Below are 15,480 nucleotides of genomic sequence, written 5' to 3'. Positions count from 1 at the left end.
GGTCAGCCACGCGCGGCGGCGAGGGACTCGCGGGCCGCGGCGGCGACGTTCTCGGAGGTGAAGCCGAACTCGGCGAACAGGGTTCCGGCGTCGGCGGAGGCGCCGAAGTGCTCCAGGGAGACGATGCGTCCCGCGTCCCCCACGAACCGGTGCCAGGTCAGGCCGATCCCGGCCTCGACCGCGACCCGGGCCTTCACGGACGGCGGCAGCACCCGCTCGCGGTACTCGCGCGGCTGCTCCTCGAACCACTCCACCGACGGCATCGACACCACCCGGGTGCCTACCCCCTCGGCCTCCAGGGCCTCACGGGCGGCGACGGCGAGCTGCACCTCGGAGCCCGTGGCGACGATCACCACGTCCGGCACCTCGGTCGAGGAGTCGGCCAGGACGTAGCCGCCGCGCGCCGCGTCCGGGTTCGGCGCATACGTGGGCACGCCCTGGCGGGTGAGTGCGAGGCCGTGCGGGGCGGGATCGGTGGTGTGCCGCCTGAGGATCTCGGCCCAGACGGTCGCGGTCTCGTTCGCGTCGGCCGGGCGTACGACGTTCAGGCCCGGGATGGCCCGCAGCGCGGCCAGGTGCTCGACCGGCTGGTGGGTCGGGCCGTCCTCGCCCAGACCGACCGAGTCGTGCGTCCACACGTAGGTCACCGGGAGCTGCATCAGGGCCGACATCCGCACCGCGTTGCGCATGTAGTCGGAGAACACCAGGAAGGTGCCGCCGTAGATCCGGGTGTTGCCGTGCAGGGCGATGCCGTTCATCTCCGCGGCCATGGAGAACTCGCGGATGCCGAAGTGGATCGTCCGGCCGTACGGGTCGGCCTCCGGCAGCGGGTTGCCCTTCGGGAGGAACGACGACGTCTTGTCGATGGTGGTGTTGTTCGAACCGGCCAGGTCGGCCGAGCCGCCCCACAGCTCGGGGACGACCGCGCCGAGCGACTGGAGGACCTTGCCGGACGCGGCACGGGTGGCGACCGCCTTGCCCGGCTCGAACACCGGCAGGGCGTCCTCCCAGCCCTCGGGCAGCTCGCCCTTGCTGACGCGGTCGAAGGTGACGGCCCGCTCGGGGTTGTCACCGCGCCAGGCGGCGATCCGCTTGTCCCAGGCGGTACGCGCCTCGGCGCCCCGGTCCAGGGCTCCGCGGGTGTGGGCCAGCACCTCGTCGGCGACCTCGAAGGTCTGCTCCGGGTCGAAGCCGAGGAGGCGCTTGGTGGCGGCGACCTCGTCCTCGCCGAGCGCCGAGCCGTGGGAGGCCTCGGTGTTGCGGGCGTTGGGGGCGGGCCAGGCGATGATCGTGCGCATCGCGATGATCGAGGGGCGCCCGGTCTCGGCCTGAGCCGCCCTCAGGGCCGTGTGCAGCGCCCGTACGTCGACGTCGCCGTCCTCCTGCGGCTCGATCCGCTGCACATGCCAGCCGTAGGCCTCGTACCGCTTCAGCACGTCCTCGGAGAAGGCGGTCGCGGTGTCGCCCTCGATGGAGATGTGGTTGTCGTCGTAGAGGAAGACCAGGTTGCCGAGCTTCTGGTGCCCGGCGAGGGAGGAGGCCTCGGCGGAGACGCCCTCCTGGAGGTCGCCGTCGGAGACGATCGCCCAGACGGTGTGGTCGAAGGGGGACTCGCCCTCGGGGGCCTCCGGGTCGAACAGGCCGCGCTCGTAACGGGCCGCCATCGCCATGCCGACCGCGTTCGCGACGCCCTGGCCGAGCGGGCCGGTCGTGGTCTCCACGCCCGCGGTGTGCCCGTACTCGGGGTGGCCCGGCGTCTTCGAGCCGTGCGTGCGGAACGCCTTCAGGTCGTCCAGCCCCAGCTCGTAGCCCGCGAGGTACAGCTGCGTGTACAGCGTCAGCGAGGTGTGGCCGGGGGACAGGACGAAGCGATCACGGCCGGCCCACTCCGGGTCGGCGGGGTCGTGCCGCATCACCTTCTGAAAGATCGTGTAGGCGGCCGGCGCGAGGCTCATCGCGGTGCCGGGGTGGCCGTTGCCGACGCGCTGGACGGCGTCCGCCGCCAGAACACGGGCGGTGTCGACGGCACGCCGGTCGAGTTCGGTCCATTCGAAGCGGTCCGCTGTCTGCGTGCTCATCTTCAAGAAGTCCTCGATAGGAGCGAAGTGGCTGGTCTGACGTGTTCAAAATTAAAAGTCTGACTTTTTCGACGGAAGGTCGCCGTGTGCCAGGGTGTGGTGAAAGTGGGACACCCGGAGGCGGCGCGGGGCGCGAACGGGGCGGCGCGAGGCGGACATGGCGGACAGGGCAGACATGGTGGGCAGAACCATCGAGGACGGCGACGGGATCAGAACGTTCCCCTTTCCGGTCGAGCTGAGCGTCGGCGGTGTCGGCATGCAGGTCGGCCCCATGGGCACCGGCCGCACCTGGCACGCCGACGCGCCGCTGGAGCGCGTGCACCGCATCGACTTCCATGTCGTGATGCTGTTCGCCGAGGGCCCGGTCCGGCACATGGTCGACTTCACCGAACACGAGGCCGGGGCCGGTGACCTGCTGTGGATCCGCCCGGGGCAGGTCCACCGCTTCTCGCGGACGAGCGAGTACCGCGGAACGGTGCTCACCATGCAGCCGGGCTTCCTGCCCCGCGCGACTGTCGAGGCCACCGGCCTGTACCGCTACGACCTGCCGCCGCTGCTGTGTCCCGACCCGGCCGAACTCGCCGGACTGCGCGCCGCGCTCGACCACCTGCGACGCGAGTACGAGGACACCGCCACCCTGCCGCTCAGCCTGCACACCGCCGTCCTGCGCCACTCGCTGACGGCGTTTCTGCTGCGGCTCGCCCATCTCGCCGCGAGTTCGGCGGAGTCGGTACGCCGGCGGTCGGACTCCACCTTCACCCTCTTCCGGGACGCCGTGGAGCGGGACTTCGCCACCAACCACAGCGTCAGCGCCTACGCCGACGCCCTCGGCTACTCCCGCCGCACCCTGGTCCGCGCGGTCCGCGCCGCCACCGGCGACACCCCCAAGGCCTTCATCGACAAGCGCGTCGTGCTGGAGGCCAAGCGGCTCCTCGCCCACACCGACCTGCCGATCGGCCGGGTCGGCGCGGCGGTCGGCTTCCCCGACGCCGCCAACTTCTCCAAGTTCTTCCACCAGCACACGGACCAGACCCCGGCGGCGTTCCGGGCGGATCTGCGCTGAGGGCGAGCAGCTGAGGGCGAGCAAGGCAAAAGGGGCTCCACGCGCGCGTGGAGCCCCTGCCGAGAATCGGGTCAGCGCCCGAAGGTGAACCAGTTGACGTTGACGAAGTCCTGCGGCTGACCGCTGGTGAAGGTCAGATACACATCGTGCGTGCCCGTCACGGAGCTGATGTTCGCCGGGATCGTCCGCCAGGACTGCCAGCCCCCGGTGCTGCCCACCGCGAAACTCCCGACCGGCGCGCTGCTGCGGCTGTCCAGCCGCACCTCGACCAGCCCGCTGACGCCGCCCGCCGCACCGCTCGCGACCCGGGCGCTGAACTGCCGGGCAGCGGAGGAGCCGAAGTTGACGCCCTTGAAGTGCAGCCAGTCGCCGTTGGCCAGCGAGCCCACGTTCTGCCCGCCGCCGGAGTCGGTCGTCGTCTCGGTACTCACCCCGGACTGGCCGTCGTAGGACTCGGCCTGGACGGCGGAGTAGGCGTCGCGGTTGCCGGTCGGCGGGGGCGTGGTGCCGCCGCCGGACGACAGCACCTGGACGTAGTCGACGACCATCGCGTGGCCCGGCTGCGTCCCGGCGTCCGGGCCGCCGCCGAAGGCGTCCGGGAAGCCGCCGCCCATCGCGACGTTCAGGATGACGAAGAAGCCGTGGTCGGTGGCGTTCTTCCAGGTCGTCGCGTCGACCTGGTTGGCGCGCACGGTGTGGAAGTTGACGCCGTCGAGGTAGAAGCGGATCTCCTCGACGCTCGTCGAGCGGTCCCACTCCATCCGGTAGGTGTGGAAGCCGGCCTGACAGGTGGTGCCCTGGCAGGTCGTCGAACTGCCGATACCGCTGGTCTCGTTGCAGGGGCCGCCCGGCGAGGTGCCGCAGTGCATGGTCGCGAACACCGTGTTCATGCCCTGGGTGTTCTCCATGATGTCCAACTCGCCCACGGCCGGCCAGTTCCAGTAGTTGCCGCGGTAGGGGGCGCCCAGCATCCAGAACGCGGGCCAGTAGCCCTTCGCCGCCGCCCCGGTGACGTTCGGCACCTGGATGCGCGACTCGACGCGGAGAGTGCCGCCGGCCGGGGGCTGGAAGTCGGTGCGGTTGGTCTCGACGCGGCCGGAGGTCCAGTTCCCGGCGGCGTCCCGCCGGGGGGTGATGCGGAGGTTGCCGTTGCCGTCGAGGGAGACGTTGTCCGCGCTGCTCGTCATGGTCTCGATCTCGCCGGTGCCCCAGTTGGCCGGGCCGCCCGGGTAGCCCTTGCCGGTCGCGTACTGCCAGTTGGAGGTGTTGACGCCGCTGCCCGCGGCGCCGTTGAAGTCGTCCACGAACAGCTGCGTCCAGCCCGACGGGGGCGGCGGAGCGGAGGCGTTCGCGGCCGGTGCGGAGGCGGTGGTGGCGGCCGCCGCGAGGCCGAGCGTGCTGAGGACGGCGACCAACGCCCGCCGCACGGGGCGGCGTCTGTGGGAGGTGCGGGAGGTATCGCTCATGGGGGGATGCCTCTCGAGTGGAGGGGTGAGAGCGCTCTCAAAGTGCCGCCAATGTGCTCCACGTCACCCGGGTCGTCAAGAGGTAAAGCCGGGAAAACTGAGCGCCGGTCGATGAGTGCACAGCTTGAACGGGGCGTCAGGTGAAAGCCGGATCGTAGAGGCCGTACCACCGGCGCTCGGGGTCGAGGGCGAAGCCGAAGTAGTTCCGGTAGAAGGCCAGATGCCTGCCGAAGCCCCGGTTGACGTGCATGAGCGGCCGGGAGCCGGTGGTGTCGCGCTCGGCGTAGGTGCCGAGGAGTCCGCCGTAGGTCTTCCGCCCGGAGTGGACCGCGAGGGCGTGGCAGTACCCGGCCAGGATGTGCCTGCGGACGAACCACTTCAGCTCGCCGAAGGTCACCTCCACCTTCCGGTGGTCCGGGAAGGTCCTGCCCAGATGATCCCCGAGCAGCAGAGCTTCGTCCGCGTCGAAGTTCCGGAAGACCAGGACCTTGCCGTCGGAGAGGCCCGAGGACCGGTACTCGGGGTGAAACTCCAGCTTGGTCAGGATGTGGTGGTAGGACTTCTGGAAGTGGCATCCCCAGCTCCAGTTGATGCCGTCGGGGTGATAGGCGGCCTGGAAGGCGGAGAGCTCCGCGGGCGGCATGTTCGCGCTGTGGAAGTCCTTCGGGCGCGGATCCAGGTCGCCCGGATCACGGAGCATCTCGCTGGTCTGCCGGTAGTCGAAGCTGTCGACCAGGACCGGGCCGTCGTAGCCGTGGGAGAAGAAGCTGAGCTCCATCAGGGTGCCGGGGGCCGTCACTCCGATGGTCCGCACCGCCGCGTAGACCTCCAGGACCGACATCACGCCGCGCACGTCGTTCTGGAAGGCGTTTCCGTCGTAGTGGGCGGGGGTGACACGAACGAAGGAGCGGACCGCGGCGACCGACTCGGTCCGTCGGCCCGCCGGATAGGTGAACGTCCGGGCGACGACTTCCCCGCTCCCCACGTCGAAGATCTGGAAGACCAGATCCTCCATGGCCTTGTTGGCCGCCACATGCTGGCGGACCCGGTTCTCGCAGTAGGCACGGAACGGCAGCTGACGGGGCGGCTTTCCATAACCCGCCACCAGGACGAAGTGCTTCATCGTCTCAGTCCTCGACCCACTCGCCCTCGGAGTTCTGCACCCAGCGGGGCAGCCGGTCGTCCTCGCGCAGCCGCACCAGGCTGGTGGGGATGCGCACGGTCCACGGATCGCCCTGGGGGATCTCGTCGCCCGGGCGGTCGAGACGCTCGGCGATCTCCTCGGCGATCGGCAGATACAGAGGGCTGGAGACTGCGGGGAGCGGGCCGCCCTGCCACAGTTCGCCGAACTGCATGAAGTGGTCGACGGCGCCCTCGAATCCGAGCCGCGCGGGGACCGTGACCCGGCAGTACCCGGCCTTGAGGAACTGGTTGAACAGCGGGTCGGGGTCGTCGTAGGCGAGACGCTCGTCCCACTCGCTCTTCCGTCCCCAGAAGTACGGATACGCGACCCACGTCAGATGCTCCCACTCGAAGGCCTGCTCGAAGAAGCGGACGTAGGCGCCTTCCGCCGCGGCCTCGTCGACATCGAGCTGCGGGACCTGGCCGGCCCCGCCCTTCATCGCGTCGAAGAGGTCGAAGTGCTGCCTGGTCAGGATGCTGACGCAGCTCTTGCGCAGCTCGTGGGCGATCAGCTCCTGGTTGGCCAGCGGGTTGCGGCCCTCGATGGCCACTCCCGCGTCGAAGGTCAGCGCGGCGAGCTTCTCCTCGTACTCCGCGAGCCGGGCGCGGTAGGCGGTGGTCAGCTTGGCGTGGGTCTCCGCCCGCCACTTCTCCATCGCGCGCTCGGTGCGCCGGCACTTGATCTCGATGCCCACCGCCACCTGGGAGAGGCGGAAGCTGTCGACGGCGACCGGGATCGATCCCTGCTCCTCGTCCAGCATGGTGATCCACACCCAGCCGTCCTCAGGGCCGAACCGATGGGTCCGGCGGCCCACGGCGACATCCAGGGAGTACGTCCCCTCCCAGATGTTGCACAAGCGGGCCACGGACGCCTGGAACGCCTGATAGCCCTCGTCGAGAGTCACCTGGCCCGAGTGGTTGTAGTTGGTCCTGCTGTCCCCGCCGCCCGCCTTGAAGTCGAAGGACCTGGTCACATACATCTCGGGCGGCGGCGTGACATCCGTCGCCTGGTACACCTGCACCCAGTAGTGGTAGTTGGTCTCGTCGATCTTGTTCGCCTGGAGGGTGAACGCCGGCGGCTTGTCCACCTGGACGGCTCCCGCGTGGGCCGACTGGAGGGTGTGGATCAGGAACGCGGCGGGTTCCGGGATCATGAAGTCGAACATGGTGCGCAGCCCGTAGTTGAACATCTGCGCCCGGTAGACCTTGTTGACCCACTGGTAGACCCCGGAGATGTGGTCGATGCCGGGGCTGTTGTCGAGGGTGTGGGTGTTCTTCTCGGTGACCTCGGTGGTGATCCGCAGGGTGGTGCGCTGGAGCACCCGCTCGGAGATCTTGGAGGCGCTGCGCTGGGTGACGTCCTGGGAGAAGGTCGACGCCGACTTGGTCGCCTCCTCCTTCGACCGGGAGACGGACCCCTCCGCGGAGGCCGAGAACTCCACCGTGGGGCCGTACTTGCCGGTGACGGTCAGCCCTGCCTTCAGGGCCGCGTCCTCCTTGATGACGGCACTGGCCTCCCGGCTCATCTCGAACCGGTCCGTCGACTCCAGCTCCCGTTCCTCGGAGGTGATCGTCTCCGTCTCGGTCACGGTGGTCTGCTCGGTCTCCTCGCGCCGGATGTGCTCGCGCTGCTTGGTCTCGCCCTTGAGGACGTTCTCGATATGGGCGACGTCGGCACCCTCGTAGCCGGTGAGCTGCTGGCGGACCACGAGAAGGTCCGCGACGCCGGACGGCTTCACGCTGCCCTGCGTGGTGGGGATGGGGTCGGCCTCCAAGGGGATCTGCTCGACAGGGTCCAGGTCCCCGATGCTGATCGCGTTCCACACGGACGGCACCGGAGTGGAGGTGGTGACCAGCGTGTCGCCGAGCCGCCGCACGCTGCGCCTGGCCGGCCTGCCGAACAGTTTCTCCAGCTCCGCGGCCGTCCCGTCGGCCTCGCTCTGGAGAAGGGCGACGACCCGGTCCAGGGGCGTGGCCGTGACGTCGATGCCGCGTGCCGTCAGCAGGGCCCGGGTGGCCTCGGACAGCTGTTGCACCGCCCCCGGCAGGAGCCGGAAGCCGAGGTCCTCCAGCAGGGCCGGGACGAAGCCGGGCGTGCCGGCGAGGAGGTCCGGCGTGGCGCCGAACACCTGCCCGGCGAGTTGCGCGGCACCCGCCACGGCGGTGGGCTCCGGGGGGCTCGGAACGGGTTCCTCGACCGCCGCGCGCCCGGCGCCGCCTTGTGCTTCGGGCCCTGCCTCGCCGATCGCGCCTCGGCTGCCGCTGCCTGCGGCGCGGCTTGTTCCGGTGCCGCTGCCCGTGGTGCCGCCTTCCGTTTCGGGCCCTGTCTCGCCGTGAGCGCCTCGGCTGCCGCTGCCTGCGGCGCGGCTTGTTCCGGCCCCGGCGTCTGTGGCGCGGCTTGTTCCCGTGCCGCTGCCCGTGGTGCCGTCTTCCGTTTCGGGCCCTGTCTCGCCGTGAGCGCCACGGCTTCCGCTGCCCGCGGCGCGGCTTGTTCCGGCCCCGGCGTCTGTGGCGCGGCTTGTTCCCGTGCCGCTGCCCGTGGTGCCGCCTTGCGCTTCGGGCCCTGCCTCGCCGAGAACTCCACCGCTTCCGCCGCCCGCGGCGCGGCCTGTGTCGGCCCCACCGCCCGTGAAGCCGCCCGTTCCAGCCCCACCCCCCGTACCGCCGCCTCCTCCACCACCCCCGGCCAGGGCCCGCAGGTTGGCTGCCGAGAGTTGGCTGTGGAAGGTGATCTGGCGGGCCAGTTCGGCGGGCGGGGTGTACTCGGGTGGCGGGAGCACCTGGTCCGACCGGTTCTGCGGGGAGACGCTGAAGTGCTCGCCGCCGAGCCCCGTGAGTTCACCGATGGCGGTGCGCAACTGCCGGAAGACGGTGAGCAGTCGCTCGGCGCGCTGCCGTCGCTCCCCGGCCGCCTCGGCCTCCTTCTCCCGGCGCCGGCGCTCGGCCTCGACGGTGGACAGTACGGGTTCCAGGCCCGTGGCACCCGGCAGCCGCACCGGGCGCCTGCGGGCGCGCCGCAGGTCCCGCGCGGCGGCGGGGAAGGCGGTGTGCGTCACGAGGCGGGCGACGATCTCCAGGTGGCGCAGCCGGCGGACCAGTTCCTCCAGAGGCCTGGTGTGCTCGGCGGGCAGGTATTTGACGGCCAGCACGCTGTCCCGGAGCCGGGCCACCGCGTCCTTGTACGGCGCGCCCTGCACCACCTCGGCCGGGGCCGCGCCGAACGCGTCCCGGACGGCGGCGATCACCGTGTCCCGCAGCGAGGGCGGGTGAGGCGCGGCGGCTCCCGGACGGGTGTCGACAACAGCCCTCGTCGGCGCGGGCAGCCGGTCCAGCCCGGCCATGAACCTCGCCGTCTCCTTGGCCAGCGGAGCCTGCTCGGGCCGTCCGACGAACAGCGGTCCGGCGACGTACTCGCCCACCACGCGCCGCAGTTCGGTGCGCGGGTCCGCCGCACCGGCCGCGGCGGTCAGGGCACGCTGGAAGTCGGTCTGCTGAGCCAGTTCGATGCCGGCGTCGTCCGGATCCTGTGCGATCGCGGGGCGCAGCAGGGCAAGGCGGAAGAGCGGTTCCATGGTGACCCCCCGGTCGGGAGGGCGGGGCACTGGTCGGGTACCGATTCCGCGCCTCCCTTTCACATCACTATGCGGTCGTTCGCCCCTGAACAGACGGAAGTTCACTCTCACGAGTGCTTTCTCCGTCATCGCGGCGCACTCCGCCACGGGCTCGCTCCGGCTGCCACCCCAGGGCCCGTGAGATCCCCCGCGCCGCCACCCGCACCGCGGGGGCCAGCACCGGCACCTGGGCGTCGGCCTGCGGCACCACGATGGACACGGCGGCGGTCACCGTGCCGTCCGCCGCCCGTACCGGCGCGGCCACGGACAGGGCGTCCTCGGTGATCTGACGGTCGCTCACCGCGACGCCGGTGCGGCGCACTTCGGCCAGCTCCCGCCGCAGCCGCGCCGGTTCGGTGATCGTGTACGGCGTGAAGGAGGCGAGTCCGCCCGCGCAGTACTCCTGCTGGAACTCCGGGTCGCCGTGGGCGAGCAGGGCGAGTCCGACGCCGGTGGCGTGCAGCGGCCAGCGGGCGCCGACGCGTATGTGCACGCCGACCGCCGACCGGCCCGAGAGCCATTCGATGTAGACGACGTCGGACCCGTCCCGCACGGCCAGTTGCACGTTCTCGTGCGTGGCCTCGTACAGGTCCTCCAGATACGGCAGCGCGATCTGCCGCAGGGCGAGGCCGCGCGGCGCCAGCGCGGCCAGCTCCCACAGCCGGAGCCCGACGTGGTAGACGCCGGACTCGTCCCGCTCCAGGGCGCCCCACTCGGTGAGCGCGCCCACCAGCCGGTGGGCGGTGGTCAGGGTCAGCCCGGCCCGCCGGCTGATGTCCGTCAGACACAGCGCCGGGTGCTCGTGGTCGAAGGCCGCGAGCACGGACAGCAGCCGGTCGGGCGCGGTGGGGCCGGTCATGGCCGGTTGTCTCCCGGGTGGGCGAGGTCGTGGGGGCGGGGGTAGGCGGACGGGCGGTAGGGGACGTAGCGGGCCGCGGTCGTCGGGTCCTCCTGCCCCGCACGGGAGTTGAGCGCGCCCGGCGACACGTCCCAGCGGCCCGTGTCCAGACGGTCCTCCAGGGTGTCCAGGGCGGCCAGGGTCTCGCCGGTGGTGAAGGTGCAATGGCCCGGTCCGTCGACGTACGCCTGGCGCAGCAGCCCCGCGGAGCCCCCGGCCGTGGCCGCCCGCCGATAGGCGCTCTCGGCCTGCACCGGGATCAGCGCGTCACCCGTGGTGTGGATGGTGAGCTGGGGGTCGGAGAGCCGGCCGGACAGCACGCTGGTCTTCCGCATCCACCCCACGGCCGAGGGGTCGGCGGAGATCCGGGGTGCCCGGCCGAGGGCCGAGAGGTCGCCGCGCAAGGACAGTCCCGCCTCCTTGTAGAGCTCGGTCACCTCTTTGTACAGCGGGGACCGGCCGAGCAGGGCGGTGTAGTCGACGCCGGTGTTCCAGGACGGGTTGCCGCCCGCCCGGCTCTCCGCCTCCTGCCGCCAGCTGAAGGCGGGCATCTGCAGCAGCCCCCGGACGGCGGTGAACTGGTTGGACTGCTGGGTCCCCCAGTCGGTGGGGCCCGGCTTCTGCTGTGAGGCGTCGTTGTAGCCGGGGATGTTGTGCAGCGCGGCGGCGAGGGCGATCCGGGCCCGGCCCTGCGGGGTCTGCTGGGCGGCGTCGACCTTCGTGGTGAGCGACTTGGCGGCGGCGACCGCCTCCGCCTGGTCGGCGAATCCCGCCAGCCGGATGCCCGAGCCCGGGGCGAGCAGTGTGCGCAGCGCGAACACCGGGTCCAGGGTGCTGTTCCAGTTGGCGACGCCGCCCTGCACCAGCCCGCACATCGACAGTGAGCCGTCGAAGCGGTCGGCGTGCCGCTCGGCGAGCATGGTCGTGACGAAACCGCCGTAGGAGGTGCCCCAGGCGAGGGTCCGCCGGGCCGCCCCGAACTTCTCGGTGAACAGGTCCAGGGTGGCGAGCTGGTCGGGCACCGCCTCGGTGATCGCCCAGCCGTTCGTCGCGTACGAGGAGCCGATCAGGGCGTAGCCCTCGGCCAGCAGCTTGTCGCGGACCGCCGGACGCGGCGTGTTCTGGGCCGGGTTGGGGGCCCCGGCCGGGGAGTAGCCATGGCTGTACAGCAGCACCGTGCCGTTCCAGGACGCGGGTACGTCCATCATGTACGCGGCGCCGGAGGGGAGTTTGCCCTCCAGATGGCTGTCGTCGGCGCCGGCGGCCTGCGCGGGCAGGGCCGTCGCCAGGGACAGGCAGGTGGTCAGCAGAGCGAGGCGGATCCTCAACGAGGGGTTCCTTCCAGAGTGGGGGTGGCGGCGGGGGAGTCCAGGGCGTCGGTGTGCGTCTCGCGCAGCCGCCACACGGTGACGGCGGTGATCGCCGCGCCGGCGCACAGCAGCAGCGAGACCGGCGTGCTGCCACCCCCGTAGGAGGCGAGGAGGCTGCCGGCGATCAGCGGGGAGAATCCGGCGCCGATCAGGGTGGCGGCCTGGTAGCCGAGGGAGGCGCCGGTGTAGCGGACGCGGGTGCCGAACATCTCGGTGAGCAGCGCGCCCAGCGGCCCGTACATCGTGGACTGGGCGACACCGTGACCGAGGGCGAGCGCGAGGATGAGCAGGCCGGGGGAGCCCGAGTCGACCAGGGCCAGCACGGGGAAGGCGAGCGCGGCCGAGGCGAGGGCGCCGGCGAGCACGACGGGCCGGCGGCCGACCCGGTCCGACAGCGCGGACGCGGCGGGCAGGACGGCGAGGGCCACGCAGGAGGCGACGGTCACCGCGGTCAGCACCTGCGGCCGGGTGTACCCCTCGCCGACGGCGTAGGAGATCATGAAGCTCGTCAGCAGCGACTGGGTGGTGAACGCGCCGATGCCGACGCACGCGGCGAGCAGCACGGGCTTCGGGCGGCGCAGCACCTCCACGATCGGCGGCTTGTCCACCGGCTCGCGCCTGGCCTGCGCGAACAGCGGGCTCTCGGCGACCTTCAGACGTACGAACAGCCCGACGGCCAGCAGCACGATGCTCAGCAGGAACGGCACCCGCCAGCCCCAGGAGCGGAAGTCGTCGTCGGGCAGTGAGGCGACGAGGGTGACCACACCGGCCGACAGCACGGAGCCGAGCGGGGCGCCGAGCTGGGTGAAGCTGGACCACAGGCCGCGCCGGGAGCCCTGCGTCTTCTCGGCGTGCTCGACGACCATCAGCATCGCGCCGCCCCACTCGCCGCCGATCGCGATGCCCTGCACGACGCGCAGCGCGACGAGCAGGATCGGCGCCCAGACGCCGATCGCGTCGTAGGTGGGCAGCAGGCCGATGAGGAAGCTGCCCAGGCCCATCAGGACCATGGTCGCCAGCATCATCGACTTGCGCCCGATCCGGTCGCCGAAGTGGCCGAAGACGATGCCGCCGAGCGGGCGGGCGAGATAGCCGGCGGCGAAGGTCCCGAACGCCGCGATGGTGCCGACGGCCGGGTCGGCCTGGGGGAAGAACAGGTCGCCGAAGACGAGCGCGGCGACCGTGCCGTAGACGAGGAAGTCGTAGAACTCGACGGTCGTGCCGAGCAGGCCGGAGACGGCCACACGGCGCAACTGCCTTGAATCCGGGGTGGTTCGGTCGGCTGAGGGGGATGGCTGCACGGGGAGCTCCCTGGGGACGGGTCTCGGATAGCCCGTGAAGTTATGCATCCATCGTGCAGCAGTCAATCATTTGCACAACATCAGTTCAGGCCGTCCTCCGCGATCCGCAGCAGCAGCGCGTGCAGCGTCTCCCGCTCGGCGTCCTCCAGCGGGCCCAGCAGTTCGTTGGTCACCCGCAGTCCGGCCTCGTCGGTGTCGCGCAGGAACGCGCGGCCGTTCTCGGTCAGGACGACGATCCGGCTGCGGCGGTCATCGGGGGAGGGGCGGCGCTCGGCGAAGCCCTGCTTCTCCAGGTCGTCGACCAGGCCGACGATCGCGCTCGGGTCGTAGCCGAGCCGGGTGCTCAGCTCGCGCTGGAGGGCGCCCTCGGTGGTGGCGAGGAAGCGCAGCACCGCGTAGTGGCGCAGTCGCACGCCCGACTCCTGGAGGCAGGCGTTGAAGAGCTGCCCGGAGCGCAGGCCCAGGCGGTACAGCAGATAGCCCGTGTCGGCGTGCAGCCCGCGCATCCACGGCTCGTGCGCGTCGATGGGCTTCGGGGTGACGTTCTGGCGTGCGATGACGGGCTCCCTGTGCTCGGTGCTTCCTGGGATCCCCAGCATCTCGCACCCGTGGGTCATCAACAACTATTGACGTCAACAATTATTGCTCTTAGCTTCGATCTCGAAGCAGCGCCACCCGCATCAGCTCGTGAAGGGACCCACCCGTGCCCAGCATCGATCTCTCCGGCAAGGTCGCCGTCGTCACCGGTAGCGGCCGGGGCCTCGGCCTCGCCTACGCCCATGCCCTGGCCGCCCACGGCGCCTCCGTGGTGGTCAACGACGTCGACGAGGCCGTGGCCGAGGCGGCCGTGAAGTCCATCGCCGAAGCGGGCGGCAAGGCCGTCGCCGAGGTCGTCCCGGTCGGCACCTCCGAGGCCGCGGAGCGGCTGGTGAACCGCGCGGTCGAGGAGTTCGGCCGGCTGGACGTCCTTGTCACCAACGCGGGCATCCTGCGCGACAAGGTGCTGTGGAAGATGACCGACGAGGACTTCGACGCGGTGATCACCACCCACCTCAAGGGCACCTTCACCTGCGCCCGCGCCGCCGCCGTCCGGATGCGCGAGCAGGGCGAGGGCGGCTCCCTGATCCTGGTCGGCTCCCCGGCCGGGCAGCGCGGCAACTTCGGCCAGACGAACTACGCCGCCGCCAAGGCCGGTATCGCCGCGATGGCCCGCACCTGGTCCATGGAGCTGGGCCGCGCCAACATCACCGTCAACGCGATCGTGCCGGTCGCCGCGACCGCGATGACCGAGACCATCCCGGCCTTCGCCCCGTACATCGAGGCCATGCGCGACGGCGAGCCGCTGCCGGACTTCCTGCGCAAGGGCGAGGGCTTCGGCACCCCGGAGGACTGCGCGGCCCTGGTCCCCTTCCTCGCCTCCGAGGCGGCACGCGGGGTGACCGGCCAGGCCATCGGCATCGGCGGCGACAAGGTGGCACTCTGGTCGCATCCGCAGGAGATCAGGGCGGCGTACGCCGACGGCGGCTGGACCCCCGGCGCCCTGGCCGACGCCTGGCCCACCTCGGTCGGTGCCGAACCCCAGTCGGTCGGCATCCCGGCGCCGAAGTTCCCGGAGGCGTGATGGCCCCCTCGATGAACGCAGACGACCTCGTCGCGATCGACGTCCACACCCACGCGGAGGTGTCCTCCAAGGGCCACTCCTCCCTGGACGACGACCTGCACGACGCCTCCTCCGCCTACTTCAAGGTCGAGGGCAAGCGGAAGCCGACCCTGGAGGAGACCGCCGCGTACTACCGCGAGCGGAAGATGGCAGCCGTGATCTTCACGGTCGACGCCGAGTCCGCCACCGGCACCCCGCCCGTCCCCAACGAGGAGGTCGCCGAGGCGGCCGCCGCCAACGCCGACGTCCTCATCCCCTTCGCCTCCATCGACCCCTTCCGGGGGAAGGCGGGCGTCAAGCAGGCCCGCCGCCTGGTCGAGGAGTACGGGGTGAAGGGCTTCAAGTTCCACCCCAGCATCCAGGGCTTCTTCCCCAACGACCGCTCGGTCGCCTACGACCTCTTCGAGGTCATCGAGGAGACCGGCACCATCGCCCTGTTCCACACCGGCCAGACCGGCATCGGCGCCGGTGTGCCCGGCGGGGGCGGCATCCGCCTCAAGTACTCCAACCCCCTCCACGTGGACGACGTCGCCGCCGACTTCCCGCATCTGAAGATCATCCTGGCGCACCCGTCCTTCCCCTGGCAGGACGAGGCCCTGGCCGTCGCCACGCACAAGCCGGGCGTCCACATCGACCTCTCCGGCTGGTCGCCCAAGTACTTCCCGCCGCAGCTCGTGCAGTACGCGAACACCCTGCTGAAGGACAAGGTCCTCTTCGGCTCCGACTTCCCCGTCCTCACCCCCGACCGCTGGCTCGCCGACTTCGACAAGCTGACGATCAAGGAAGAGGTCCGGCCGAAGATCCTCAAGGAGAACGCCGCCCGCCTGCTCGGGCTGACGAAACCGTAAGGG

Annotated in this window: 11 protein-coding genes; 3 read left to right on the top strand and 8 right to left on the bottom strand. The window is 71.2% G+C overall.

The window, feature by feature from the left end; all coding sequences use genetic code 11:
- Positions 1-2: 2 nt before the first annotated feature.
- Positions 3-2,078 (bottom strand): transketolase, encoded by a 2,076-nt coding sequence (gene tkt, locus KJK29_RS04785; RefSeq protein WP_215117445.1) that lies wholly within the window; start codon positions 2,076-2,078, stop codon positions 3-5.
- Between the two features lie 175 nt (positions 2,079-2,253).
- On the opposite strand from tkt, the gene KJK29_RS04780 reads away from it, so the two are divergent.
- On the top strand, positions 2,254-3,141 hold the full coding sequence (locus tag KJK29_RS04780; RefSeq protein WP_215117443.1) for a helix-turn-helix domain-containing protein: 888 nt from the start codon (positions 2,254-2,256) through the stop codon (positions 3,139-3,141).
- A gap of 71 nt (positions 3,142-3,212) precedes the next feature.
- Here the strand turns inward: KJK29_RS04780 and KJK29_RS04775 are convergent, their stop codons facing one another.
- The 7 genes from KJK29_RS04775 to KJK29_RS04745 all read right to left on the bottom strand — a co-directional run bounded on the left by KJK29_RS04775 (position 3,213) and on the right by KJK29_RS04745 (position 13,475).
- Positions 3,213-4,607 carry a glycoside hydrolase family 16 protein gene (locus tag KJK29_RS04775; protein WP_215117442.1) on the bottom strand — a complete coding sequence of 465 codons (1,395 nt, stop codon included), beginning with the start codon at positions 4,605-4,607 and terminating at the stop codon, positions 3,213-3,215.
- A 136-nt stretch (positions 4,608-4,743) separates the two neighbouring features.
- Complete coding sequence (locus KJK29_RS04770; protein WP_215117441.1) at positions 4,744-5,730, bottom strand: hypothetical protein; 987 nt, start codon at positions 5,728-5,730, stop codon at positions 4,744-4,746.
- A 4-nt stretch (positions 5,731-5,734) separates the two neighbouring features.
- The gene (locus KJK29_RS04765; RefSeq protein WP_215117440.1) at positions 5,735-9,361 is read right to left on the bottom strand and encodes a hypothetical protein; all 3,627 of its coding nucleotides are present in this window, start codon (positions 9,359-9,361) and stop codon (positions 5,735-5,737) included.
- A 67-nt stretch (positions 9,362-9,428) separates the two neighbouring features.
- A complete protein-coding gene (locus tag KJK29_RS04760) occupies positions 9,429-10,259 on the bottom strand; it encodes an IclR family transcriptional regulator (protein WP_251057705.1) in 831 nt (276 codons plus the stop codon).
- The gene (locus KJK29_RS04755) at positions 10,256-11,626 is read right to left on the bottom strand and encodes an alpha/beta hydrolase family protein (protein WP_251057704.1); all 1,371 of its coding nucleotides are present in this window, start codon (positions 11,624-11,626) and stop codon (positions 10,256-10,258) included. Before KJK29_RS04755 ends, KJK29_RS04760 begins: the two co-directional genes overlap by 4 nt.
- Positions 11,623-12,912, bottom strand: a complete 1,290-nt coding sequence (locus KJK29_RS04750; RefSeq protein WP_251058074.1) for an MFS transporter — start codon at positions 12,910-12,912, stop codon at positions 11,623-11,625. Before KJK29_RS04750 ends, KJK29_RS04755 begins: the two co-directional genes overlap by 4 nt.
- 137 nt (positions 12,913-13,049) lie before the next feature.
- A complete protein-coding gene (locus KJK29_RS04745) occupies positions 13,050-13,475 on the bottom strand; it encodes a MarR family winged helix-turn-helix transcriptional regulator (protein ID WP_215124150.1) in 426 nt (141 codons plus the stop codon).
- A gap of 197 nt (positions 13,476-13,672) precedes the next feature.
- Between KJK29_RS04745 and KJK29_RS04740 the strand changes: the two genes are divergently transcribed.
- Both KJK29_RS04740 and KJK29_RS04735 read left to right on the top strand, forming a co-directional pair.
- Positions 13,673-14,590: an SDR family NAD(P)-dependent oxidoreductase gene (locus KJK29_RS04740; protein WP_215117437.1), complete on the top strand. Its 918-nt coding sequence runs from the start codon at positions 13,673-13,675 to the stop codon at positions 14,588-14,590.
- A gap of 11 nt (positions 14,591-14,601) precedes the next feature.
- Complete coding sequence (locus KJK29_RS04735) at positions 14,602-15,477, top strand: amidohydrolase family protein (RefSeq protein WP_215117436.1); 876 nt, start codon at positions 14,602-14,604, stop codon at positions 15,475-15,477.
- Positions 15,478-15,480: the final 3 nt, after the last annotated feature.

This window comes from Streptomyces koelreuteriae (genome assembly GCF_018604545.1).
In the GTDB taxonomy this organism is placed as follows: domain Bacteria; phylum Actinomycetota; class Actinomycetes; order Streptomycetales; family Streptomycetaceae; genus Streptomyces; species Streptomyces koelreuteriae.
The sequence above is the reverse complement of the archived record's forward strand: the minus strand, read 5'-3'. Positions and strand labels throughout refer to the sequence as shown.